Source organism: Paenibacillus polymyxa, assembly GCF_018614975.1.
Taxonomy (GTDB): Bacteria; Bacillota; Bacilli; order Paenibacillales; family Paenibacillaceae; genus Paenibacillus; species Paenibacillus polymyxa_E.
The window spans coordinates 58,240-84,117 of the sequence record NZ_JAGGNR010000036.1 but is presented as its reverse complement, the minus strand read 5'-3'; the positions used below and the strand labels follow the sequence as shown (position 1 = coordinate 84,117).

Sequence of the window (25,878 nt, the reverse complement as noted above, 5' to 3'; positions counted from 1 at the left end):
TCAGCTCATCTCATTCAATGGCTTCTGCCCAATAGCAGGCATTATTTTTGACAGTCTCATGCTGTCACCTCTTCTATCTAGCAGGCTCTATCGCAAGCGAAAGGCCAGCTCCTCCCGTTTCATTGTTGCCTGTTGCCTATGTTCTTGATCTTTCCGAAATACTTCATTATAGAAAGGTTGCGTTCCATGAGACACATCGGATTACCTCCAAAACAGGGTCTGTATGACCCGCAGTTCGAAAAAGACGCATGCGGAATGGGTTTTGTTGCCAACATCAAAGGAGTACCTTCACACGATATCGTTAGTCAGGCACTGACCATGCTCAGTAACATGGAGCACCGTGGAGGACAGGGAAGTGAACCGAATTCCGGTGACGGAGCAGGTATCCTGATTCAGATTCCACATCGCTATTTTGCACAGGAAGCGGAACGTCTTGGTTTTGCATTGCCTGAACAGGGCTTCTATGGCGTAGGAATGTTGTTCCTTTCCCAGGACCCTGCCATCCGCAGTGCGCATGAAGAGAGTCTTAAGAAGATTATTGAAGAAGAAGGACAGACGTGCCTGGGTTTCCGGGATGTTCCTACTTTTGATGAAATGCTTGGCCGTTCTGCACTTGCAGCGAAACCTTATGTAAGACAGGTGTTTATTGGAAGATCCGCAGATGTGAAGGATGAGCTTGGATTTGAGCGTAAGCTGTATGTTATTCGCAGACGTGCTGAGCTGGCTATTCGTTATTCGGCAGATGAGGCAGAAGGCGGTTCATTCTACCTTCCGAGCTTGTCTTGTCGCAAAATTGTATATAAAGGCATGCTCACAACGGAGCAGGTGGGAGAGTTCTATCTGGATCTGCAGCAAGATCTCGTTGAATCGGCTATTGCACTTGTGCATTCCCGTTTCAGTACGAACACCTTCCCAAGCTGGGAACGTGCCCACCCGTATCGCTTCATGATCCACAACGGTGAGATCAACACGATGCGTGGTAACGTGAACTGGATGCATGCGCGGCAGTCCTTGTTCGAGAGCGAATTGTTCGGTAACGACATCGCGAAAGTAAAACCGGTCATCAATCCGGACGGTTCGGATACAGCCATGTTTGATAATACGCTGGAGTTCCTGTATCTGAGCGGCCGTTCTCTGCCACACGTGGCCATGATGATGGTCCCTGAACCTTGGAGTACAGATGAGGGCATGGACCCTGCCAAAAAGGCGTTTTATGAATATCACAGCACAATGATGGAGCCTTGGGATGGACCAGCAGCAATGGCCTTCACAGATGGTTTGCAAATTGGTGCAACACTTGACCGTAACGGTTTGCGTCCAGCTCGTTATTATGTAACCAAGGATGACCGGATTATCCTGTCCTCAGAAGTTGGGGTACTTGATATCGCGCCGGAAGAGATCCTGTACAAAGATCGTTTGCGTCCAGGTCGGATGTTGCTTGTGGATACACAAGAAGGCCGCATCATCGCGGATGAGGAAGTAAAAGCAATCATTGCAGCCGAGAATCCGTATCAGGATTGGCTTGATGAGCATTTGATGGATCTGAGCGAATTGCCGGAAGCACCGGAACTTCCGGATCCAAAACATGATAACGTGACCCAGCTTCAGCTGGCATATGGTTATACATTTGAAGAACTGCGTAAAATCCTGGAGCCCATGGCAACAACAGGTATGGAAGCTACGGGTTCGATGGGTTATGATGCACCGCTGGCTGTGCTGTCGGATCGTCCGCAGCGCCTGTACAACTACTTTAAACAGATGTTCGCCCAGGTTACCAATCCGCCAATCGATGCAATCCGTGAAGAGATTGTAACGTCTACGGCCACAACCATTGGTCCTGAGCGCAACTTGCTGAACCCTGAACCGGAGAGCTGTCGCCAGATCCGTCTGGATACACCGGTATTATCCAATGAAGACTTTGCGAAGATTCGCCATGTGCGTCGCCCAGGCTTCCGCTCCATGACGATTCCAATCTTCTTCACCGCTGCGGAAGGAGCAGAAGGACTACGCAAAGCGATGGATTTGCTCTTCGAAGCTGCGGATCGTGTCATCGACAAAGGTCATAACATTCTGATCCTGTCTGATCGCGGGGTGGACGCAGAGAATGCTGCCATTCCTGCATTGCTTGCTGTAGCAGGTCTGCATCACCATCTGATTCGCCAGGGAACCAGAACGAAAGTCAGCATTATGCTTGAATCAGCAGAGCCGCGTGATATTCACCACTACGCATTGCTGCTCGGTTACGGTGTAAGTGCGGTGAACCCTTATCTGGCCTTTGAAACGCTGGATGATATGATTCAGCAAGGGTTGCTGCGTGGCATCTCGCATGAGAAGGCAGTGAAAAACTACATTAAAGCAGCTACCAAAGGCGTTACTAAAGTGTTGTCCAAAATGGGGATTTCTACGATTCAATCGTATCGTGGAGCTCAAATCTTCGAAGCGGTGGGTCTGAAATCAGACTTCGTTGACCGTTACTTTACCTGGACACCTTCCCGTATCGGTGGAATTGGGTTGGAAGAAGTGGCAGCCGAAGCGCTGACACATCATAACCGTGCCTTTACGGAAAAAGACGGTAACGATAAAGTATTGGATTCCGGTGGGGATTATCAATGGCGTAACGACGGAGAAGAGCATCTGTTCAATCCGCAAACCATTCATACGTTGCAACACGCAGTTCGTACCGGGGATTACAAGCTGTATAAAAAATATTCCAAACTTGTGCAAGGTGAGAATGATCAACTGTTGACCATTCGCTCCATGCTGAAATTGAAACCGGTTGGAGATTCCATTCCACTCGAAGAAGTTGAATCCGTAGAAGATATCATGCGTCGTTTCAAAACAGGTGCAATGTCCTTCGGTTCGATCAGTAAAGAGGCGCATGAAGATCTTGCCATTGCTATGAACCGTGTGGGTGGTAAATCCAATACGGGTGAAGGCGGAGAAGATCCGGCTCGCTTCATTAAAGATAGCAACGGGGATTCCCGTCGCAGTGCGATTAAACAGGTAGCATCCGGACGTTTTGGTGTTACATCCAACTATTTGGTTAATGCCGATGAGATTCAGATCAAAATGGCACAGGGAGCAAAACCGGGTGAAGGCGGACAGCTGCCAGGACGCAAAGTGTATCCTTGGGTTGCTGAAGTTCGTGGATCTACACCAGGTGTAGGTCTGATCTCGCCACCACCGCATCACGATATCTACTCGATTGAGGATCTGGCAGAGTTGATCTATGACTTGAAAAATGCCAATCCGCGTGCTGAGATTAACGTGAAGCTTGTATCGGAAGTGGGCGTGGGTACCATCGCAGCTGGTGTAGCCAAAGGCCGTGCCGATATTATCCTCGTCAGCGGTTATGACGGTGGTACAGGTGCATCACCACAAGGTTCGATTCGCCACGCAGGTATGCCTTGGGAACTGGGTCTTGCAGAGACACATCAAACGTTGATGCTGAACAATCTGCGTGACCGTGTTGTCCTCGAAACAGACGGCAAAATGCTTAACGGCCGTGACTTGGCGATTGCAGCCTTGCTTGGAGCAGAAGAGTATGGTTTCTCTACAGCACCGCTTGTTGCACTTGGCTGTATCATGATGCGTGTATGTCAAATGGATACCTGTCCGGTTGGTGTAGCGACACAGAATCCGGAATTGCGTAAAAATTATATGGGTGATCCGGCTCATGTGGTTAACTTCATGCGATTTGTTGCTGAAGATATGCGTGAGATCATGGCTGATCTTGGATTCCGCACCATTCAGGAGATGGTCGGACGTACAGATTGCCTCGAAACGGTAGAAGCCGTAGATCACTGGAAGAAAAAAGGTGTGGATCTGTCTGTATTGCTGCACGTGCCTGAAATGCCGGAAGGCTCTGCACGTTACCGCACACAGCATCAGAATCACCAATTGGAAGAAACGCTGGATATGCAACAATTGCTGCCACTGGCACAGTCTGCTATTGAATCCGGTCAACCGGTTGAAGCGGTGCTCCCAATTACGAACGTTAACCGTGCAGTAGGTACCATTTTGGGTAGTGAGATCACACGCAAATATGGACTCGCAGGATTGCCGGAAGATACGGTTAAATTCAAATTTGTCGGCTCTGCCGGGCAAAGTTTTGGGGCCTTTGTACCTAAAGGCATGACCTTGACCGTTGAAGGGGATTCCAATGACTACGTAGGTAAAGGACTGTCCGGAGGTAAACTCATCGTGATGCCTTCTCCGAAAGCAACGTTTGAGGCGGAAGATAACATCATTATCGGTAACACGGCTCTCTACGGAGCAACAAGCGGTGAAGCGTATATCCGTGGTATTGCGGGTGAGCGATTTGCTGTACGTAACTCGGGCGCCAAAGTAGTCGTTGAAGGTGTAGGCGACCATGGTTGTGAGTATATGACAGGTGGACGTGTCGTTGTACTGGGCGATACAGGTCGTAACTTTGCAGCAGGGATGTCCGGAGGTATTGCTTATGTGTATGATCCGGAAGGCACATTCCTGAAACGTTGTAATCTGGAAATGGTTCTTTTGGAGCGGATCGAAGATGTGGCCGAAAGTGCAGATCTGCGAGGCATGATTCAACGTCATGTTGCCAATACAGGAAGTGCTGTCGGTCAGCGCATTCTGGATAACTGGCAAGATGCAGTGAACCAGTTCGTTCGGGTTATTCCGAAGGACTTCAAGCGTATGACAGAGCAGATTGAACGGGTTCAGGCGACAGGCTTGACTGGAGAAGCAGCACTGCTTGCAGCGTTTGAAGCGAATATGCGTGAACTTGCACGAGCTGGAGGCTAATAACCTCCTTGTTTAAAGGTGGAAGTGCATGAACAGGTTGTATTAAGAATAATAGGAGCTATATGGTTGCCAATCTGGCACCATATAGCTCCTATTTGGCTTTCGACAAAATTAGAACCGCTTCAAAAAACGTTATCGTCATGAGACGACAACATCGAGGGACGTTCTCAAGTATAATAAGGCTAGTTTTGGAGGGCAGGGAAAGTATATAGATAAGAGAGGTTAGCGGAATGAATATGAAGCATCCAAACAGGGACGATCGTAGGCCGACAGGGAAACAAGTCGAAGCAACTCAGATGGACATCATGAAAGTTTTACTGCAATGCGGAATCGACCCGGAGCGTTGGAACCATTTCATATCCTCCGTCAACAACAAGCGTCCTTGACACAATAGATAACCATGGAATGGAGGGGAATCAGGACACAAAAAAAGCCCAGAAGCCAGAGATATCATCTCTCGGGAGCTGGGTCCTCTTTTCGGGTTTAGTCCATGCTGCGTTCCATGCGGACAAACGCAATAAAACGACGTGCCTCTTCTTCCGTTAAGGACTTCCCATCAATCATCAGATCAAAGCGTTCTAACACTTCTTTGTCCGATAACTCCAAGGTATCCACAAATTCACGTACGTCCTCATCCATCACGACATCGCTTTGCTTCGTACGTCCTATAAGATAATCAATAGACACATCAAAGATGTCAGCAAGTCTCGTTAACACTTCGAAATCCGGTTTACGCCGGTTCTTCTCGTAGTGGGAGAGAGCAGCTCTGGTAATATGAATGGAGCTCGCAAGTTCTTCTTGAGTAAGTCCCCGCTGTTCCCGTAATTCAGCAATGCGATTTCCGTAGCTCATAAGCTATTTCCCCCTGAACGACATCAAATATATATTGAAACAATCCTGAGCCAAGTGTTTGATCAGGGCAGCTTTCCTGCAAAAGAGTAACTCCTCATGTGTTTCCTTTAACCCATTTTCATTTGTAAATAGGTCTGTCTAAGGACATCTCAAATTGTCGTAAATCAAAAGAACCATGTCCAAATACCGCTTGACATGATACGTATTGTATCGTAAATTGGACGTATGGAGTTACAAAATGTATCATTTGGGATATTTTAAGTATCTCCTTGTTGCCTGGACCATATACCTGTGAGAAGGAAGTAGAGGCAGTCCATGTAGGCTAATCCATTCTAAAGGAATGAAATCATGCAATCAATAATTCAGGAATGGGCTGATATGAAATTAAATGTCCATATGTACATTCAGGAGTTTCATGGGAAAATGGTAGACCGCAAAAGACGCCCTGTTCTGTTACTTGGAATGGACACTCAAGCAATCACCTTCCTGAGCGACCTGAACTTGCCAGTATCATCAGAAATGCTCATTGGTTTGGATGTTGAAGATCAACATGTATGTGTAAGACTTCACGCAAGGTTGCAATGGAAACAGCCCTTCGGTGAGCTCACAATGTATCATTCAAACTTGCATATTCAGCAAGAACAGAAACTATATATAACTGGACAGTTAAACACAATGCTTACTGAAGTTCAGTTTCCCGCGATTTCCCGTTTTCAGTATGAAAAGGCAACAGAACAAAAGGTTCTTCAGAAACCCTATCGTTACATTGATTTCACCATATAATTCCAAGTCAATTCTTAACATTTTCTGAACAAAACATGTACTTAACGCCATTTTACTATATTTCATAGCGTTATGCATTAGTTCTTTAACACCAAAAGCATTTGCGCAATGAATAAAGGGGCGAGGGGGCTCATACTATTTCACGAAGTTTGAATATGGTTGAAATGCACTGCCACATATTATCCGGCCTGGATGATGGTCCTGTTCGAATGGAGCAGTCCGTTGCGATGGCTGAGAAGGCGGCAGCCTCTGGAATCACCTCCATTATTGCTACTCCGCATCACCTGAACGGGCAATACAACAATGAACCGATGGTGGTTAATCAGGCCGTGGACCTGCTTCATGCAGAACTTCGCAAACGTAACATTCGCCTGGAGATCCGTCCCGGACAGGAGATCAGGGTGCATGACAACCTGATTGGAGACTTATATGCAGGAAAGTGCTGCACACTCGCCGGAAGTCGTTACATGTTGCTGGAACTGCCCTTTGGTCATATTCCCTCACAGTTCCCCAGGATACTGCATGAATTACGAATAGCGGGAATTACCCCTATTATTGCTCATCCGGAACGCAATCGTGTCATTTTGAAGAAGCCAAAGATGTTGGCTGATTACTTGAGTCAAGGCGGACTATGTCAGCTCACAGCTCAATCTTTCACTGGGCTTTTCGGACGGAAAGTTCGGCAGTGGTGTTTTCATTTTTGCAAAGAAAACGGGTTTCATTTCATTTCATCAGATGCACATGATACGTGCAAAAGGACATTTGCCATAAGTGAAGGAGAGCGGGCCATCGAGCATCGATTTGGAGCTGAAGCCGTTAGGAGGCTGGCAGAGAATGCGTCGCACATTCTATCGAATTCGAGCCTGGTCACAGAACGCTGGAAACCTCGCAAATGGCTACTGTCCATCTGGTAGTTACATAGGATAGATCACAACGTATAGGAGGAATGAAAGTGGAACTGAAAGGATATTTTCGACTCTTACAAAAGAAACTGTGGTTGATTGTTGCAATTGCTTTGATAGCCGGTGTGGGTGCAGGGGTCAAAAGCATTTTCTTCACCCAGCCCATCTATGAGGCAAGTTCCAAGCTTATCGTGAACCAGACCTCTAACGTTCAAGGCCAGGCGATGATGGACTTCAGCATGATTCAAACCAATATCAAACTCATTAACTCATACAGAGAAATTATTAAATCTTCCGCCATTATGGATAAAGTCGCTACCACGTATCCAGACCTGGGCTTAACCTCAGCACAGCTCATGAATAGCACCTCCGTCTCTACAGCCAGCGAATCCCAAGTGATGAGCATAACTGTACAAGGGACTACCTACGAAAAAGCCGCAAAAACGGTCAATGCCATCTCCAACGTGTTCCAATCTCAAATCCCCCTAATCATGAAAATCGATAATGTGGCTATCCTCAGTGAAGCCAAAGTGGATAGTAATGCATCTCCAATTAATATGAAAACCACATTAAGCATCATTGTCAGTCTGTTCGCAGGTCTTGTGCTCGCGATTGCACTCGTATTCCTGCTGGATTATCTGGATGACACATTCAAATCCGAAACTGAACTTGAAAAAGAGCTGGGCCTGCCTGTGCTTACGGTGATATCCAAAATGAAAAAAGATGATCTGAAAAATACGAAAAATTACGTATCTCAACAGAAAGTGGGGGATGGAAAATATGTCGCGGCTAACCAATGAAAATAACAGTCTGGTGACCTATTTTAACTCCAAATCTCAAATCTCGGAGGGATACCGTAAATTACGGACGAACATCCAGTTCTCCTCAATCGACAGTCATATCAAAAAAATCATGGTGGCTTCCGCTGAATCCGGCGAAGGTAAGACCACAACCATTAGCAACCTGGCGGTAACCTATGCCCAGGAAGGCAAAAAAGTTCTGCTGATTGATGCGGATCTGCGTAATCCTTCCTTGCACCAGGTGTTTTCCGTACCCAATCATATCGGTCTCAGTAGTGTGCTGTCTAATCAGTACAGTGTGGAAGAAGTGCTTAGAGAGAGCTATATCGACAATCTCCAATTGTTCACTTCTGGCCCAATTCCGCCGAACCCTTCCGAGATGATCGGTTCCAACCGGATGAAAAAGCTGATTGAGAAGTTAGAGGATCAATATGATGTCATCATGTTTGATACACCGCCGGTGCTCGCAGTAACGGATGCACTCATTGTGAGTTCGCTGTGTGATGGTGTGCTGCTGGTCGTGAACTCGGGCAAGGTCAAGAAGGAACTGGTGAAGAAGACTAAGGCTGCTCTGGAGCATGTGAATGCACGAATCCTGGGCGCAATCCTGAACAATATCAAAAACGTTGCAGTTCCGGTGGGCTACGGAGAGAAGTAGACCTTCCATCCAATGCTCCCAAGTAAACAGGTAATGTCTACTGCACCTTTATCACTGTAGGCACTCGGTCATGCTGTGGGTTCAATGAACCTTAGACGTTAATCGTCGAAGGTATGACGTGAGGACGGGTTAGATGCCCTGGTTCAACTTTTATCAAACTAAAAAAATAGAGGATAGGGTGGTATTTATGAAAAAAGTAAGAAAAGCAATCATTCCTGCAGCTGGACTAGGTACACGATTTTTGCCAGCCACAAAAGCGATGCCCAAAGAAATGCTCCCTATTGTGGACAAACCAACTATACAATATATCGTTGAGGAAGCCATTGCCTCTGGAATTGAAGACATCATCATCGTAACCGGTAAAGGGAAACGCGCAATTGAAGATCATTTCGACAACGCTTTTGAATTGGAACACAATTTGCTGGAAAAAGGGAAATTGGGCCTGCTTGAAGAGGTTCGCAAATCCTCTAACGTGGATATCCACTACATAAGACAAAAAGAGGCCAAAGGACTTGGTCATGCTGTCTGGTGTGCACGTAACTTTATCGGTGACGAACCTTTTGCCGTGTTGCTCGGAGATGACATCGTCGTATCGGAAGTGCCATGCACCAAACAATTAATTGATCAATATGATCAGGTTCAACATTCCATTGTTGGCGTACAAACCGTACTTGCTGAACAAACAGACAGATACGGTATTGTGGACCCGCTTCAATCGGATGGCCGTTTGACAGAGGTTCTCAGGTTCGTAGAGAAACCTGCCCAAGGCACAGCGCCTTCCAACCTGGCGATTATGGGGAGATACGTACTGAGTCCAGAGATTTTCGAGCATCTGGAGCAACAGGAGATTGGTCAAGGGGGAGAGATTCAATTAACAGACGCGATTCAGCGCTTAAATGAGACACAAGGAGTGTATGCTTACGATTTTGAGGGAGTACGTTATGACGTGGGCGAGAAACTGGGATTCATTTTGACAACCATCGACTTTGCTCTGCAAAAACAGGAACTTAGAATTCCAATGCTGCAAGCTCTGCAACAGATTCTGGAAAAAGAGTCGGTAGAACATGCAGCCGGGGGGGAGTTTGAATGAGTCCATCTCCCCAATCGAAGGAAGCGGAGATTGTTATGGACCCAAGTCTGGGGTACAATGCATCAACGATGTCAGGACAAAATGCGGATAAAGTGTATCTATTTATGAAAAGAATGCTCGATTTGCTGGGTTCTTTCATAGGTTTGATCATTTTGTGCCCCTTGTTTGCGGTCATCGGATTACTGATCAAAATCGAGGCCCCGCAGGGGTCTGTTTTTTTTCGTCAGGTACGGGTAGGACAGAATGGAAAAGAGTTTCATATGTACAAATTCAGGTCGATGGTTGCGAATGCCGAAGATCTGCTGGAACAGCTGATTGATCAGAATGAAGTGAATGGAAATATGTTTAAAATGAAAAATGATCCCCGCATTACCCGGATTGGCAAGTTCATTCGGAAAACCAGTCTGGATGAGCTGCCTCAGTTGTGGAACGTGTTCAGAGGAGAGATGAGTCTCGTTGGACCCAGACCGGCTCTGCCCAGAGAAGTGAAGAACTACACTTCCTATGACAGACAACGTCTTCAGATGATCCCGGGATGTACGGGATTATGGCAAGTCAGCGGTCGAAATAGTGTTGGTTTTGAAGAAATGGTAGAGCTGGATCTGACGTATGCCCGTGAGCGCAGCATGATGGTGGATATCAAAATTATTTTCAGAACGTTCAAGGTGCTGGTAGGTTCGAAGGATGCGTATTGAAACACGATTCTGGCTTTGAGGTGGCATAGCAGATATGCAAAAGACCGGTATACTTGCTGCATTAAACATGAAGTCGTTTAATATCATACTTGTTTCGCTGGTAATTGTCTTCGCAGCAATCTATCTTCCGCTAGTCTCGGTTGTTGCACTCATAGCTGTGATTCTGCTGGGCGTTTATATTAAACAGCCCAGCTGGATTTTTATGATTCTCATCGTAAGTTTTTCATTGTCTATTGACAAAATATTTAGCATTCATCTGGCAGGACTGGATTCGCTGTCCTTCTACAAGCTGGCGATTCTTGGTTTTGTCGTCTCTCTTTTTTTACGCTTTGGTATTCGAAAAGATCTGATATATCCTGCACTGGCGATTGGTTTTTTATTTGTGGAGAGTTATTTTCTATCGGATCTGCCAAGTAAGGTTAGTCCACTCGATCCATTCAAAGCCTTTCTGGGAGTCATTGTTCCTTTTTTGTTGCTGATGCCCCATTTTTCAAGAGAGATCAGTCAACGAATTATACGTGTACTCGCATGGTTGCCGCTGTTCAGTCTTGCTGGTGGTTATATTCTGCAACTCGCCGGCATATTGTCCATTACTAACCTGGAGATGTCGGGAGTAACCCGGTTACAGGGTGCTAACATCGCCGCGCATCTGGCCATGTTGTGTTTTATCTCGATCTGCGTCTGTCTGATTCAGATCAAGCAAGGCCATCAGGTTGTTCTGTATTACATGCTTACCTTGACACATCTGGTCATTCTGGTCCAGACGGGAACAAGGGGGCCACTTATTGCGCTTATTCCGATTATTCTGGTCTATCTTTTTGATCAACTGAAAGCCTTCATCAAAGGCAGAGTCAGTGCCATTATTCCTCTCATTCTGTTCGTTGTCGCTGTGGCCTATATGGTGATTGCGCAGTGGGACAATTATGAGATGAGGTCAGAGAGCAAAGGCTTGTCGGGAAGGGATGTAGCCTGGAATTATTTTATTGGCAAAGCAAATGAGTATCCGATATTTGGACGTGGACTCGGCTCAACTCTTGTAGCTAATGATGGAAGTATTTTTTCTGGATTCGTTGTTCCGCATAATGAATACATTCGTTTTTATTACGATGGCGGTTTAGTTGGAGCCATCCTGTTGTTTCTATCGCTGATTCTGGTGTTCCGGGCTGTTTACTTCCGATTGGGCGGCATGATCCGGTTGTATTTTGCCGGTATGATTATCGGTTTCCTGACCTATTCCTTTTTTGACAACACCCTGTCTACGGTTCATCTGATTGCTCCATTCTGTATCTTCCTGAACGCGTTATATGCTACGGGAAATGGAGTCCATTCCAAGTCAGGGGCTGAAGCAGAAGTGGATATACAGATACAGCGAGCCAAGGACGTATCCTTTTCAAAGGAGATTAGAACATGAAGGTCTGTTTGATCAGTTCTACAGGCGGCCATTTTGATGAATTAACCAAAATTATTCCTGCGGTTGAAGAACATGATTATTTCCTGATTACCGAGAAAAATAAAAGCAGAAAAGTAGAATCGTCTCAGGGCAAAGTATACTTCTTAATGCAGCAAGAGCGTAAAAATGCGATGTTCTTGTTAATCTTTGTGGCTAATATTATCAAGTCGTTCTTTCTATATCTGCGTGAGCGTCCAAAGGTGATCATTACAACAGGGGCGGGAGCAACCTACCCTTTTTGCCTCATCGGTAAAATCTTCGGTGCCAAGCTGATCTATATCGAAAGTTATGCCAAAATCTATTCCTCCAGCGCAACCGGGAGATTGATGTACAAAATCTCGGATGAGTTCTTTATCCAATGGGAAACGTTGCAGGATAGCTATCCCAATGCGAAGTACAGGGGGGCCTTATTTTGATATTTGTTATCGTTGGAACCCAGCGTTTTCCCTTCAATCGGATGTTTGAGCTTATTGATGAGGCGATTGAGGGAGGAATTATTGAAGAAGAGGTTGTTGCCCAATCCGGATATACCGAGTATCAGCCTCGAAATTTCACTGTGATTCCTTTCCTCACCCAGGAAGAGATGAATGAATATGTGGAGCGCAGCAGATGCATTATTTCTCATGCGGGTGTTGGCTCCATCACCAATTGTCTTGAACGTGGTAAGCCGGTTATTGTCATTCCACGCCGGAAAGAATGGGGCGAGCATGTGGATGACCATCAGCTTGAGATTTCCAAGGTTTTTCAGGAAAACGGCTATGTGGCCGTCGCGGAGAGTCAGGCTGAATTGCAAAAGTTGATTCCTTGCATAGAGGAGCTGACGTTCCAGCCCTATGTGAGAAAACAGTCTGATCTGATCTCAGCCATTAAAAATTACGTGAATAGTCTGTAAGTGGTCTGAAGATTAAGCATGAAAAAAAGGAGTCTATCATGAAACCAAAAGTATTGGTTGTTGGATCATCCTTGAAGGATATGGGCGGAATAGTGAGTGTCATCAAAAACATTGAGGATTCTTCGATCTCGGAAATGTATGCCATGCAGCGGGTCGAAACGTATATCACGGGCAGCGTGTTCTCACGACTGCTTATTTTTATACGGGGATTCATGCAATTCTGGATGAAGCTGTACACGTTTAAGCCGGATATCGTGCATATTCATATGGCGAACAACGGGAGCTTTTATCGGAAGTCTATATTTCTGCTAACAGCACGAAAGTTGTTTCGAAAGTCAGTCATTCTGCATATTCATGCAGCCAGCTTTGATGATTTCTACAATCAATTTGCTCTGCAGCGCAAGTATTGTCACTACATTCTGAATCAGGCAGATAAGTTGATTGTTTTGTCCCAGACGTGGAAAGAATACTTTGCTACGATTGTGCCGGAGACAGCGATTGAGGTGCTCTATAACGGGGTTTTTGTCAAAGAACCGTTTGTGAGAGAACAACAGGCAGCCGTTAATGCTCTCTTCATGGGCAGACTGGGTGAGAGAAAAGGAGTCTACGATCTGCTTCAGTCCATTCAGCAATTGAAGACGCTGGGCGTTACAGCTACCTTTAATCTTGCAGGGGATGGTGAAGTCGAAGAAGTCAAAGCGATCGTACAGCAGTATGGAATAGAGGATCGTGTCAATGTACTCGGCTGGATTAACGGAGAGCAAAAGGAAAAGCTGATGCGGGAAGCGGATCTACTGGTCCTGCCTTCTTATCATGAGGGATTACCTATGGCCATACTTGAAGCAATGAATTGTGGCTTGCCCATTATATCGACCACCGTCGGAGGCATCCCCGAAGTGATTACATCCGGTCATAATGGGCTGTTAATCGAGCCGGGAGATGTGCACGGGCTAACCTCAGCGCTGGAATATCTCATCACGGATGAAGAGGTTAGAGCAAGAATGGGTTCATATAACAGAGCGATTATATCGGATAAGTTCGATATGAATCTTCTGGTGGGCAGATTATCAGGAATATATGATGCACTTCAAGTGAAGGTATCCTAGTGAACAGGAAAAGGTGATGAAATGAACCCCTTGGTATCTTGCGTCATTACGACCCATAACCGGGCCGAGTTATTGAAAAATGCGTTGAGAAGTGTACGTGAGCAAACACATCCGTACCTGGAGATTTTCATTGTGGATGATGGTTCAGAAGATCAGACGCCAGAAATCTGTCAGGCTTGGACACGGGAAGATTCACGGATTCGGTACATCCGGGTTCCATATCCCAAAGGAGCCAACCATGCACGGAATGTAGGAATATCCCATGCCAATGGCAAGTACATTGCCTTCCTGGATGATGATGATGAATGGATGCCTGACAAAATAAAAACCCAGGCGGAAGTGTTGGAACGAACACAGGAATCATTCACCTTTTGCAGCAAGTATCTCGCATACACGAATGAGCAGCATCAGGTGGTCAAACGGAAATTGTCGGTGGAATCTCGCGATGTTATTCGGTATGAGGATCTGCTTACTTTCAACTGGATTGGGGAAACGTCCAAAATCATGGTACTTACCTCACTGGCCCGTGAAGTTCGATTCGATGAAAGTCTGACATCCGCTCAGGATTATGACTTTTATCTGCGCATATTGAAACGAGGCTACATCGCCGTGAATGTGAAAGAACCACTGGTGGATATCAACATCCATAGTGGTCCACGAATTTCAACCTCTACAACGGCCAAGTATAAGGGCCAACGCAAGATTATTTTGAAATACTACAATGACATGTCCAAGGAACAGAAGCGCCGTCAATTACACCATTATCGAATGCTCGAGTGGTCGAGAAATACGCTTCGCAATAACGTTTATTTGAAAAAAGCACTGTCGCTGTATCCCTGGTGGAAAGATTGGGTGCTGCTCAAGCGTAATACCAAAATTATGATGCAAGGATTTCTAATGAGATTTCATGCAAGGCGCGCAGTTGGAACGTATACAGAGGAACCTGTGCGAATGAAACTAAAGTAAGAGGTGTCTGGATGGAAAATCCGACGGTGTATATGCTGCCCAAGATGATTGAGAATAATAAATTCAATGAGCTATTATCCGATTCCATTGAGAACAAGGGATGGGAAGTAAAACAGTTTACCAAAAAAGATCTAATCAAACTGAGAAAAAATGATGTGCTGCATTTTCATTGGCCCAGCTTCTATTACAGAGGTTCATCCGTGCTGGCAACAGTGATCAAATCCATTTTGTATGTATTGATGATCTGTTTTGCACGCTTGCGCGGGGCCAAATTGTTCTGGACGGTGCATAACATCTGGCCTCACAACAGCGGCAAGACACGCTTCGATTATTGGATGAGAAAAATACTGGTCCGAAATTGCTCCAAGCTGATTGTCATGGGCAAACCCCTGATCTCTGAGATCTGTTCGACGTTTGGGATTGATTCCAGCCGGATCGAGGTTATTCCGCATGGACATTACAAGGGAGTGTATCAGGGGAAAGGCGTGAATATCCGCTCCCGGTATGGCATTCCGGAGGATAGTTATGTGTATGCGTTCTTTGGTCAGGTGTCGCCGTACAAGGGCGTGGATGATTTGCTGGAGGCATTCAAGGAGCTGGAATCAGATCAAACCCATCTGTTGATTGCCGGTAAAAAGGTAAAGGACTATGACCTTGGAGATGAATTTCTCAAGAGTGGACATATTCATACCCATTTTCATTTCATCGAAGATGATGAATATTCGGACTATTTTGATGCAGTCGATTCTATTATTCTTCCATACAAGCAAATTGCGACTTCGGGCAGTGCGATTCTGGCATTGACCTTCTGCAAACCTGTGGTGGCACCACGGATTGGCTTGTTGGAGGAATATCTGCCTGAAGATTGTGCGGTGCTCTATGAACCTTCGGATCCGGATGGATTGCTCAAGGCAATGAATATGATCCGATTAAAGCAATCAGAATTCCAGGAAGGCAGTGGTTTTGTCAAAGCGTTGGAGCGGCTGGATTGGCCAGTGATTGCCCAAAGGACACTTACCCTGTACTCCAGTTAGTGCAGATGAACGGGTGGACCTAATTGAAAAATATGGGGATGAAATGATGAAGGTAACCGTCGCGATCTGTACGTATAACCGTGCTCATGATGCGGTAGAGGCCATACGAAGTGCAATACAACAGAATTACGCAAGCAGCGACTATGAGATCATACTCATTGATAACAATTCAAAAGACAACACAAGGGAAATCGTGCTCCAAACCATCTTGCAGCATCAGAACCATTCGATCCGGTATGTGTTGGAAGAAAAGCAAGGCTTGTCTGTAGCCCGTAACCGGGCTATTCACGAGGCGCGCGGCGAGTATATCCTGTTTCTTGATGATGATGCCTTTGCTTGCAAGGACTGGATTCGCCAGATCGTTAGCGTGTTTGAGATGAATGAAAATATCGGTTGTGTCGGTGGCAAGATTGATCCGATCTGGGAAGTGCCTGAGCCAATGTGGATTCCACCGGAGAACAGGTCGCTGTTCACCATTCTGGATTTTGCAGATGAAGTAACGGAAATGAAAAGTCCTTATATTCCATTTGGTGCAAATGTGGCTTTTCGCTTATCCGTCTTTGAACAACTGGCTCCCTTCCGTGAAGACCTTGGAAGAGTGGGGAACAATCTCCTCTCCAGTGAAGAGAGTGAGTTAATTGCAAGAATACGGACAAAGTTCAAGGTATATTACACGCCCTACGGCGCGGTACAACATAAAGTAGCCAAAGAGCGAACGACGAAGAACTGGTTTCTGCGCCGAATCTATTGGCAGGGTGTGAGTGATGCTATTCGGGATCAGGATCGTGGTGTTGTGCGTACTGCCAAACATGGCATCAAGCTCGCACAGGGGATCACAACGGCTCTGATTTACATTTATAATGCAGATCGGTTCACACGTCAGCTTGCCAAAGTATGTTATCGAAACGGCATGATTGTTGGGTCGCTTCGTCAAAATAGTAAGGGATGAGGATCGCTATGGCGCAAGTTGCACTTCGCAAAGTATTCAGAGGAAACGGCTTAATGAGTGCCATATTTCAGACAAGTGGAACCAATCTGCTGGTCATGACACTGACGATGTTGTCTTCCATTTTGACGTCCCGCATGTTCGGCGTAGAGGGAAAGGGTGCGTTTTCGGCTATTCTATTCTGGCCTGCGCTATTAACCGGATTGGTCGGTTTCGGACTACCAACTTCTATCATTTATAACATCAAACAGAGCGCAACCGAGAAGAGTGCACAGTATGTTCGATTAAGCTTTCTTTTTCAAGTTCCAGTGTGCATCATCATTGGTGTTGTGGCCTGGTTTGGATTACCTTTCTGGCTCTCCAGCTTTCCGCCGGAGGTCGTGCAGATATCCAGATGGTATACGATTGCTACCGTTCCAGTACTTATTGTCATCAATCTCATATCAGCGCTCTCGCAGAGTCGGGAGAAGTTCGCTGTATATAATGGTATCCGGTTAATGATCCCCCTGTTTAATGTAGGCGGGCTTTTTGTATTATGGGGCCTGGGCATGCTGAGTATTCAGCTCGCGGCTGCGATCTATTTTGTAACCAGCTTCTCCGTGGTGGCGTGGGCTATCTATGCCAATCGGAATGAATTGAGACTGAGATGGTTCAAGGATCGGGTGGACCAGAGTTCGGCCAAGAAGCTTTTTGGTTATGGCAGCAAGGTGTATGGTGTTGAATTGTTAGGAACGCTGTATACCCAGTTTGATAAAATCATTATTTTGGCTTTGCTCACCCCGCGTGATTTTGGACTGTATTCCGTTGTATTTGCGTTATCACGAATCTACAATGCGGTTCAGACGGCGATTAGCAATGTTGTTTTTCCGAAAGTGACCGGATTACCCCAAGAGCAGATTATTCGAACAGTTGGCAGAGCCTTCCGCATCTCGCTCATGGTCATGATGATCATTGTAATACCCACCATGTTTGTGGGGAACTACCTGATGGGTCTTCTGTTTGGCTCCGAATTTTTGGAAGCGAGCGTAGCATTTTATATTTTGGCTGTGGAATGCATTATTGGTGGGGGCTCCTGGATTCTGGCATCCGCATTTAATGCACTGGGTCGGCCAGGACTTGTGATGATCAGACAGTTGATTGCTTTATCGGTGACGGTAGCTTTGTTCTTTGTATTCACCCCGCTGTGGGGGCTCAACGGAATTGCGATTGCCTTATTGATCGGGTCCATTGTACGAATGGTGGTTACTGTGGCCGCGATGAAGATTGTATTTAAGGTGAAGTTTGCCGCCATGTTCTATGACAAGGAAGATATACCGTTTCTCTATGAACGGTTAAACAAAAAAAGAAAAAGAGTCACCCAAGGAGGAGATGGAGATGCTGGGCACTAACAATATTCATCCAATGGAAGAGTTGAAGGGACATTTACGTCAGATTTTGAAGGTCATTCCACCGCGTACCGAAATCTATTACCTGGATTACCCGGTGCATAGCAATGGTGGCGACTTGTTGATTATGAAAGGTACTGAGGCTTTCTTCCGGGACAATGATATTCATGTACGTGCCAGATACAGCATTCTGGATTGCCCTTTGTCCCTCAAGGTTCCGGAAGGGATCACGATTGTGTTGCACGGGGGAGGTAACTTTGGTGATCTGTACCCTGCCCATCAGAAATTGAGAGAACGAATGATTGCCCAGCATCCGAATCACCGGATTGTCATTCTGCCCCAGACGATGTTTTACAAGAGTGATATTGAATTGAAAAAGACAGCCCAAGTATTCAATCGTCATAAGGATGTACACTTTTTTGTCCGGGACACATTATCTTATGAGATAGCAAGTAAAGAATTTCAACAAACCAATGTGTACCTTTCTCCGGATATGGCGCATCAATTGTGGCCTCTGAAGTCCAAGAGCAAGCCTACCGCAGAGATGTTGTATTTCTTCCGTAAAGACATTGAGAAAACTCAGAATCAGGTGCATTACGAATCCGTCAGTGGACCCAAGGCTACGTTTAAAGACTGGGAGACATTGTATAACCGGGTAGACCGGAAGATCATTCGCATGATTACATCCCGGTTGAAGTCAGGGAAAGGCAGCTCTTTCGCCCGCTGGTTGTGGTACAAATACTCTGATCGGATGGTACATACGGCCATAAAGGAATTCAATCAATACCAGACCATCACGACATCCCGTCTGCATGGACATATTCTGGCCTGCCTCCTGGATCAACCGAACATTCTGCTGGATAATTCATATGGCAAGAATTCGAATTATTATGCAGCCTGGACCAAGAGCAATCCGGCAGGCAGACTCGAATCCAATCAGACCAGCACATATAACAAGCAAACGGAGACCGGCAAGGGAGCAAGTACGGTTGTGCTCTCGGATGGTGCAGCCCTATGAGAAGTATTCTGTTATCTGGCGGTTCTGGCAAGCGTCTCTGGCCGTTATCCAATGATTCCAGATCCAAGCAATTTCTTAAAGTGCTCCATGGGCCTGAGGGGGATGCGGAGTCGATGGTACAGCGGGTATGGCGACAGTTGAATCATGCAGGACTTGCATCAGAGGCGCTTATCGCCACCAGTTTGCCACAGGTGGAGATTCTGACTTCTCAGCTGGGAGATGATGTAAGGCTGGTCGTGGAGCCTGAACGCAGAGATACGTTTCCAGCCATTGCACTGGCAGCCTCCTATCTGTATTCCGTAGAGAGTGTGAGTCTGAATGAGACGATTGCAGTTTTGCCAGTAGATCCTTTTGTTGAAAAAGAGTTCTTTGAGGTTCTGGCGACCTTGCCTGAGATGCTCGATAAGTCAGGTGCGGATCTGGCCTTAATGGGAGTGGTACCGACGTATCCGTCAGAGAAGTACGGATATATCATTCCGCAATCTTCATCTCCCAGTGAAAGTAACAACGAATACGTTAATGTAGCGAAGTTCCAGGAGAAACCCTGCGAATCCGATGCGGTCCTCATGATTGAGCAGGCCGCATTATGGAATTGCGGGGTTTTTGCTTTTAAGCTGGGATATTTAATTAATCTGCTCATTAAGATGGAACTGCCGATACAGTATGACGAAATGCTGAAGCAATACGGAAGGCTGAACAAGATCAGTTTTGATTACCAGGTTGTCGAGAAGGCGAATCAGATTATTGCTATTCCGTATAATGGCTTCTGGAAAGATCTAGGAACGTGGAACACACTCACGGAAGAGATGGGAAGCTCAGTTGTAGGAAAAGGGTGGATTACGGGAGATTCCCTGAATACGCACCTGGTCAATGAATTGAACATTCCGGTTGCCATATTGGGCTTGTCGGATGTGGTGGTCGCCGTGAGTCCGGATGGCATTCTCGTCAGTGACAAAGAAGCGAGCCCACGTATCAAGGAAATCTTGAAGAATGAGGATCAACGCCCCATGTATGAGGAGCGCAGGTGGGGTTGCTACCGGGTTCTGGATTACACAAGAAACGAAGCTGGCGGCGAGGTTCTCACCAAAAGAATCTGCATCAGTGCCGGGAAAAACCTGAGTTATCAATACCATTTGCTTCGCAATGAGGTATGGACGGTTGTATCGGGAACAGGGGAATTGATTCTGGATGGGCAGAGCCGAATGATCGGGCAAGGAGATACGGTGATCATTGACCGGAGTATGCTTCATTCCGTCAGAGCCGTTACGGAACTGGAGATCATTGAAGTACAGATCGGCAGCCAGCTGATTGAGGAAGATATCGTTAGAGTGTCTACCGAATGGCAGGACATTGTTCAGACATATGTGAAGCACGCATAACCAACACATTAGGACATGGGGGAGATTAGGGAATGAATATTACGGTGATTGGCACAGGGTATGTGGGTTTGGTATCGGGCGTATGTTTTTCGGAACTGGGAAATAACGTGATCTGTGTCGACAACAATGTTGAAAAAGTGAATATGCTGACGGACGGTCATGTTCCGATCTATGAACCGGGTCTGAAGGACATCATGAATGCCAATATGAAAGCAGGAAGGCTAACCTTCACCACGAACATTCAGGATGCCATCAGTCGTTCGGATATCATTATCATCGCGGTAGGAACGCCATCTCTACCGAATGGCGAAGCAAATCTAAGTTTTATTGAGCTTGTCGCGCGAGAAATTGGTTCTTCTATGGATAATTATAAAATAATAATGACTAAAAGCACTGTTCCTGTCGGAACCAACGATCGTATTCAGGAATGGATCAGCAGTTTGACCAATCATCCATTTGACATGGCATCGGTACCGGAGTTCCTGCGAGAAGGTACCGCTGTACAGGATACGCTCTATCCTGACCGGATAGTCATTGGGACACATAGTGAGCGGGCGGTTGCCACACTAAAGGAGCTGCATCAGCCATTAACCGATCAGATTGTTGTTACGGATATTCGCTCGGCTGAAATGATTAAATATGCATCCAACGCTTTCCTGGCGACCAAAATCTCATTTATCAACGAAATCTCTAACATCTGTGAAAAAGTAGGTGCAGATGTCAGCCGCGTTGCCGAAGGTATGGGCTATGACAGACGAATCGGTGCCTCCTTTCTCAAGGCAGGCATTGGGTACGGAGGTTCCTGTTTCCCTAAGGATACACAGGCTCTGATTCAAATTGCAGGTAATGTGGATTATGACTTCAAACTGCTGAAGTCCGTGGTGGAAGTGAACAAGGATCAACGCTTCAACGTAATACGAAAACTGGAAGACGCACTGGGCTCACTCGAAGGGAAGGAGATTGCCATCTGGGGGCTCGCTTTCAAACCGGATACCGATGACGTTCGTGATGCTCCGGCGATTGAGATCATTCAGCGTTTGCTTGAGCAGGGGGCAGTGATTCGTGCGTATGACCCCATCGCTACCGAGAACTTCCGCAAAGAGGTGGATTCCCCATCCATTACGTGGGAAGAGCGTGCCATGAAAGCGGCGGAAGGTGCTGACGCACTCTGTGTTCTGACGGAATGGCAAGAGTTCATGGAGGTTAATCTGACTGATTTGGCAGCGCATATGAATCAACCCATCCTGATTGATGGAAGAAACATCTACGGAGAAGATCAGATTAAAGATACATCCTTCCAATACTATTCCGTTGGTCGTCCAGGTCTAACCAATATTGATGGAAGAAAAACGGCAGTCATCTGACGGAGGCCATAACATGAGACGCGGGATCAAAATAACGTTAGGTGTCATTTCCCTTGTAGCAGTCGTCATGATTGGATATTCTGTGTATCTGTATTCGCATGTTAAATCAGCGGCGGATCAAATGTATGAACCCCGGGAACCCATCAAGCAAGTATCTATTGTAGACCAGCGGGGTGGGGGAGAATTCCCTGTGGACATGGAGAAAGAAGAACCTTTTAATGTTTTGATTCTGGGTGTGGATGAACGTATGAATGATCGGGGGCGCTCCGACACCATGATTGTATTAAGTGTTAATCCTGCAAAACAATCCGCACTTATGTTTAACATCCCCCGAGATACCAGAACAAGTATTGTAGGACATGGTACAGAGGATAAGATCAATCATGCTTACGCTTTTGGCGGCGTTAACATGTCTGTGCAGACTGTGGAACAATTGCTTGGCGTTCCCATACACTACTACATGAAATTGAATATGGAGGGCTTTGCACAGGTCATCGACATGGTGGGTGGAGTGGATGTGAATAACCCGTTTGCATTTGACTATGAGGGTTATCGGTTCGAGCAGGGAAATATTCATCTGGATGGTGCAGCAGCTTTGGGATTCTCGCGAATGCGTTATGATGATCCGAAGGGGGATCTCGGGCGGAATGACCGTCAGCGGGAGATTATCAAACAAGTGCTGAAGAATGCGGTTCAGGTATCCAACGTGTTGCAACTGGAGACGTTGCTGGATCAAGTGAGTGCTCACGTGAGAACTGACGTTACCTTTGATGAAATGAAGCAGATGTTCTCCAATTACCGCCCGGTGCTGAATCATATCGAGTCTGTTGAGATCAAAGGCACGGGCAAGAAAATTGATGGAGTGTACTACTATATCGTGGAACAATCGGAACGAGACAGGATACATCAGATGATTGAAGAACATTTAAAATGATCGGATAGGGCGGTGAACCAGATGCGTATCTCCAGGCTATTGAAATTGTCCCTGATTGTGCTACTAATGTATATGCTCATGATACCGGCAAGTACAAATTATGTTCAATCAGCTCAAAACTATCAATGGAAGAATATACCTATTGGTGGTGGGGGGTACGTTACGGGGGTGGTCATTCATCCGACTGAGCCTGATCTGGTTTACACTCGAACTGACGTTGGAGGAGCCTATCGGTTGGATGAAGCCTCAGGAGACTGGGTCCCGCTACTTGATCATTTCGGAGATGAGGACAGCAATCTGTACGGTGTGGATGGGATTGCGCTGGATCAGCAAAACCCCAATATCGTGTATATCGCGGCAGGTAAGTACGGGAATGTGGGGCCGAGCGATATTCTGAAATCCACTGATCGTGGAGAGACTTGGATTCGAACCGGACTCAATCTTCGGAATGAATCGAATGGAAATATCCATCGTGCCATGGGAGAGAGCATCGCAGTTAATCCCACGAACTCCAATTACCTGCACGTGGGTACACGATATGATGGATTGTACACTTCCAGTGATGGTGCAGCCACGTGGAGCAAGGTATGGGATGTACCTAGCGGGCTATCCGGTGAGGGAATTCGGAGTGTAGCTTATGGATTGAATCCCGTGACGAAGCAAGGTCAAGTTGTGTATGCGGGGGTTCGCGGCATTGGTGTGTATAGCAAAGCACCAAGAAGCAATGGGCAGACCACTTGGCAACTTACCGGGAGAAGCCCCGAATATCCTGCCCGTATGACTGTGGCGAAGAACGGCACGTTGTATGTGACCACGGATAATCAAGGCGTCTACAAGTTCAATGGTGTGCAGTGGACGAATATAACACCCAGCTCCAGTTACTCATCTTATTATGGAATCACGATTGATCCCAATAATGATAATCACATCCTGGCAGCCGTTCGAACAGGCGGAGATAATCTGCCGCTGTATCGTTCCGTTAATGGCGGACAGAGTTGGACAACAGTGAGCAAAACGCTGGTATCCAAACCGTCATGGTGGACACCCAACATGTTTTTCTCAGCAACATCCAGTATCAACTTCGATCCACATAAGCCGGGCACCGTATATGCTACAGACTGGTTTGGCGTATACAAGACAGACAACATCAATGGTACCAATGGATTGACTGGAAGTACTGCGAGTACCTGGGAAGCCATTACCGATGGTCATGAAGAAGTCGTCGCACTCACTGCATCCACACCCCCTCAGGGTATTTCATTCTTTAGTGGTTTAACGGATCAGGTCGGATTTAGACATGAGAATGTATCTGATGTTCCTCTTAATAAAATTCCGCTCGCGGGTATGCGAGAAATTGTGAGTATTGACTATCATGAAGCAAATCCGAATTACATGATATTTCTGGGAAGCAGTGACTGGTATGGTACGACCACACGTTTATTTGTCTCTTCCAATAACGGAGTTACCGTAACTCCAATGAATGTTCCGGCTGGCTCCAAACTGGGCAGGGTTGCTTACTCGGCCATCAATCCAAATGTAATTGTTTATTACCCCCAGACCGGTAATCCGGTCAGAAGCACGAATCGTGGCGCAACATGGCAAAATATGAATGGTGCTCCTTTTCAGGCTATCGGAGGGAAAATGGTCTTCGCCTATAATCATCCACTGGCTGCAGATCGCATCAATGGATATAAATTTTATATGTATGCTGCCGGTTATCTGTATCGCTCAACGGATGCTGGTGCCAACTGGTCCAAAGCCAATACGGTTCGCCTTCCTGTTAATACGGATATCAATACAAGCTTCATTAAAGTCGAGGCTGCACCTGGTGTGGCGAATGCTGTATGGGTAAGTTTGGGAACCGAAGGACTATATGCATCGACGAACTCGGGAAATACATTTTCCAGGATCCAGGGTGTGCAGAATTCTAAATTATTTGCCTTTGGAAAGGCTCAGCCAGGCAAATTTGTCCCAGCCGTCTATGTATATGGCACCGTAAATCATGTGAATGGATTCTTCCGTTCAGATGATATGGGGATAACCTGGAACAATATAGGTCCTTTAGGTACTGGAATTGGGCTGGGCAATGAACCGCAAATTATGGCGGCAGACCGTCAAATCTATGGTCAGGTATATGTAGGTACGAATGGCAGAGGTATGTACGTTGGATCAATAGAATAACGAGAGAGATATGAAAGTGGTGAAGATCAAAATGATGGAGGAGGGCTCCGGGCGCACGAGACAAAAGCATGTACGAAGAACGTACGGATTTCTCATTACTCTGCTGTTGATTGTGATCTGGATTCTGGTCATCTGGTCCATGTCCACACAATCCTCTCAACAGCAAGACATTCAGCCTTGGCTTCATAAATGGTCTCAAAAATTGCACATCGGTTTTACCCTTCCTGATGTGCAATTCACTTACGGGGAGTATGAGTATTCGCTGAAGCAGAGGCCATATGATTTTGCAGAGTTCATCTTTCGCAAGAGTGCGCACTTATTTGTATACGCTGTGCTCGCCGTGCTTGTGTACGGCGGGCTGCGATACAGGAGAGCATCCCTTGTGACCAGTATCGTTTCTGCTCTGGCTGTGGTGTTCGTTATAGCCTCCATTGATGAGTATATTCAGCAGTTCAGCCCGGACCGGACAAGCTCTATACGTGATGTTGGAGTAGACTTGCTCGGCGGCTGCTGTGGGATTGCCATATATGCAGGACTTCAGTCCATTATCCGAAGGATCAGGAAGGGAAAGCGGACTTCCATTCACAGTGAGTGATTTCCCAGGAAATTAGATGTATCGTTCAACTTCTACTTGTCTGCCATCCATCATAAGTATGGA

At 46.3% G+C, this 25,878-nt stretch carries 23 protein-coding genes; 22 read left to right on the top strand and 1 reads right to left on the bottom strand.

Annotated elements, in window-relative coordinates:
• The first annotated feature begins 186 nt into the window (after positions 1 to 186).
• Positions 187 to 4,785, top strand: a complete 4,599-nt coding sequence (gltB, locus tag J7E78_RS23250) for a glutamate synthase large subunit (RefSeq protein WP_215078383.1) — start codon at positions 187 to 189, stop codon at positions 4,783 to 4,785.
• Between the two features lie 230 nt (positions 4,786 to 5,015).
• Positions 5,016 to 5,171 carry a hypothetical protein gene (locus tag J7E78_RS23245; RefSeq protein WP_215078381.1) on the top strand — a complete coding sequence of 52 codons (156 nt, stop codon included), beginning with the start codon at positions 5,016 to 5,018 and terminating at the stop codon, positions 5,169 to 5,171.
• Between the two features lie 97 nt (positions 5,172 to 5,268).
• Here J7E78_RS23245 and J7E78_RS23240 read toward each other — a convergent pair whose 3' ends face one another.
• Entirely contained in the window at positions 5,269 to 5,637 is a 369-nt protein-coding gene (locus tag J7E78_RS23240; protein ID WP_047841965.1) for a helix-turn-helix domain-containing protein, read from the bottom strand.
• Positions 5,638 to 5,985: 348 nt separating this feature from the next.
• On the opposite strand from J7E78_RS23240, the gene J7E78_RS23235 reads away from it, so the two are divergent.
• The 20 genes from J7E78_RS23235 to J7E78_RS23140 all read left to right on the top strand — a co-directional run bounded on the left by J7E78_RS23235 (position 5,986) and on the right by J7E78_RS23140 (position 25,815).
• Complete coding sequence (locus J7E78_RS23235; RefSeq protein WP_215078379.1) at positions 5,986 to 6,420, top strand: hypothetical protein; 435 nt, start codon at positions 5,986 to 5,988, stop codon at positions 6,418 to 6,420.
• A gap of 155 nt (positions 6,421 to 6,575) precedes the next feature.
• Positions 6,576 to 7,334 (top strand): tyrosine-protein phosphatase, encoded by a 759-nt coding sequence (locus J7E78_RS23230; protein WP_215078377.1) that lies wholly within the window; start codon positions 6,576 to 6,578, stop codon positions 7,332 to 7,334.
• A 38-nt stretch (positions 7,335 to 7,372) separates the two neighbouring features.
• Positions 7,373 to 8,122, top strand: a complete 750-nt coding sequence (locus J7E78_RS23225) for a YveK family protein (protein WP_017690124.1) — start codon at positions 7,373 to 7,375, stop codon at positions 8,120 to 8,122.
• Entirely contained in the window at positions 8,103 to 8,780 is a 678-nt protein-coding gene (locus J7E78_RS23220) for a CpsD/CapB family tyrosine-protein kinase (protein WP_215078375.1), read from the top strand. The genes J7E78_RS23225 and J7E78_RS23220 overlap by 20 nt, the downstream gene beginning before the upstream one ends.
• A gap of 187 nt (positions 8,781 to 8,967) precedes the next feature.
• Positions 8,968 to 9,870 (top strand): UTP--glucose-1-phosphate uridylyltransferase GalU, encoded by a 903-nt coding sequence (gene galU / locus J7E78_RS23215; RefSeq protein WP_091035105.1) that lies wholly within the window; start codon positions 8,968 to 8,970, stop codon positions 9,868 to 9,870.
• Complete coding sequence (locus tag J7E78_RS23210; protein WP_215078372.1) at positions 9,867 to 10,565, top strand: sugar transferase; 699 nt, start codon at positions 9,867 to 9,869, stop codon at positions 10,563 to 10,565. Before galU ends, J7E78_RS23210 begins: the two co-directional genes overlap by 4 nt.
• A gap of 34 nt (positions 10,566 to 10,599) precedes the next feature.
• Complete coding sequence (locus tag J7E78_RS23205) at positions 10,600 to 11,976, top strand: O-antigen ligase family protein (protein ID WP_215078370.1); 1,377 nt, start codon at positions 10,600 to 10,602, stop codon at positions 11,974 to 11,976.
• Positions 11,973 to 12,431, top strand: coding sequence for a PssD/Cps14F family polysaccharide biosynthesis glycosyltransferase (gene pssD, locus J7E78_RS23200; protein ID WP_036668906.1), 459 nt, complete (start codon positions 11,973 to 11,975; stop codon positions 12,429 to 12,431). The genes J7E78_RS23205 and pssD overlap by 4 nt, the downstream gene beginning before the upstream one ends.
• Entirely contained in the window at positions 12,428 to 12,907 is a 480-nt protein-coding gene (pssE, locus tag J7E78_RS23195) for a PssE/Cps14G family polysaccharide biosynthesis glycosyltransferase (protein ID WP_215078368.1), read from the top strand. Before pssD ends, pssE begins: the two co-directional genes overlap by 4 nt.
• Before the next feature lie 38 nt (positions 12,908 to 12,945).
• Positions 12,946 to 14,013 carry a glycosyltransferase family 4 protein gene (locus tag J7E78_RS23190; protein ID WP_215078367.1) on the top strand — a complete coding sequence of 356 codons (1,068 nt, stop codon included), beginning with the start codon at positions 12,946 to 12,948 and terminating at the stop codon, positions 14,011 to 14,013.
• Positions 14,014 to 14,034: 21 nt separating this feature from the next.
• On the top strand, positions 14,035 to 14,979 hold the full coding sequence (locus J7E78_RS23185) for a glycosyltransferase family 2 protein (RefSeq protein WP_215078366.1): 945 nt from the start codon (positions 14,035 to 14,037) through the stop codon (positions 14,977 to 14,979).
• Between the two features lie 11 nt (positions 14,980 to 14,990).
• Positions 14,991 to 16,013, top strand: coding sequence for a glycosyltransferase (locus J7E78_RS23180; protein ID WP_215078365.1), 1,023 nt, complete (start codon positions 14,991 to 14,993; stop codon positions 16,011 to 16,013).
• Positions 16,014 to 16,056: 43 nt separating this feature from the next.
• A complete protein-coding gene (locus J7E78_RS23175; RefSeq protein ID WP_251035209.1) occupies positions 16,057 to 16,962 on the top strand; it encodes a glycosyltransferase in 906 nt (301 codons plus the stop codon).
• A gap of 8 nt (positions 16,963 to 16,970) precedes the next feature.
• Positions 16,971 to 18,347 carry a lipopolysaccharide biosynthesis protein gene (locus J7E78_RS23170; RefSeq protein ID WP_215078364.1) on the top strand — a complete coding sequence of 459 codons (1,377 nt, stop codon included), beginning with the start codon at positions 16,971 to 16,973 and terminating at the stop codon, positions 18,345 to 18,347.
• Positions 18,334 to 19,362, top strand: a complete 1,029-nt coding sequence (locus J7E78_RS23165; protein ID WP_215078363.1) for a polysaccharide pyruvyl transferase family protein — start codon at positions 18,334 to 18,336, stop codon at positions 19,360 to 19,362. The genes J7E78_RS23170 and J7E78_RS23165 overlap by 14 nt, the downstream gene beginning before the upstream one ends.
• A complete protein-coding gene (locus tag J7E78_RS23160) occupies positions 19,359 to 20,741 on the top strand; it encodes a sugar phosphate nucleotidyltransferase (RefSeq protein WP_215078362.1) in 1,383 nt (460 codons plus the stop codon). Before J7E78_RS23165 ends, J7E78_RS23160 begins: the two co-directional genes overlap by 4 nt.
• A gap of 32 nt (positions 20,742 to 20,773) precedes the next feature.
• Positions 20,774 to 22,105: a UDP-glucose dehydrogenase family protein gene (locus J7E78_RS23155; protein WP_215078361.1), complete on the top strand. Its 1,332-nt coding sequence runs from the start codon at positions 20,774 to 20,776 to the stop codon at positions 22,103 to 22,105.
• A gap of 13 nt (positions 22,106 to 22,118) precedes the next feature.
• Positions 22,119 to 23,039: an LCP family glycopolymer transferase gene (locus tag J7E78_RS23150; protein ID WP_215078360.1), complete on the top strand. Its 921-nt coding sequence runs from the start codon at positions 22,119 to 22,121 to the stop codon at positions 23,037 to 23,039.
• A gap of 21 nt (positions 23,040 to 23,060) precedes the next feature.
• Complete coding sequence (locus tag J7E78_RS23145; RefSeq protein WP_215078359.1) at positions 23,061 to 25,220, top strand: WD40/YVTN/BNR-like repeat-containing protein; 2,160 nt, start codon at positions 23,061 to 23,063, stop codon at positions 25,218 to 25,220.
• Between the two features lie 10 nt (positions 25,221 to 25,230).
• Positions 25,231 to 25,815: a VanZ family protein gene (locus tag J7E78_RS23140; protein WP_215078358.1), complete on the top strand. Its 585-nt coding sequence runs from the start codon at positions 25,231 to 25,233 to the stop codon at positions 25,813 to 25,815.
• The last annotated feature ends 63 nt before the right edge of the window (positions 25,816 to 25,878 follow it).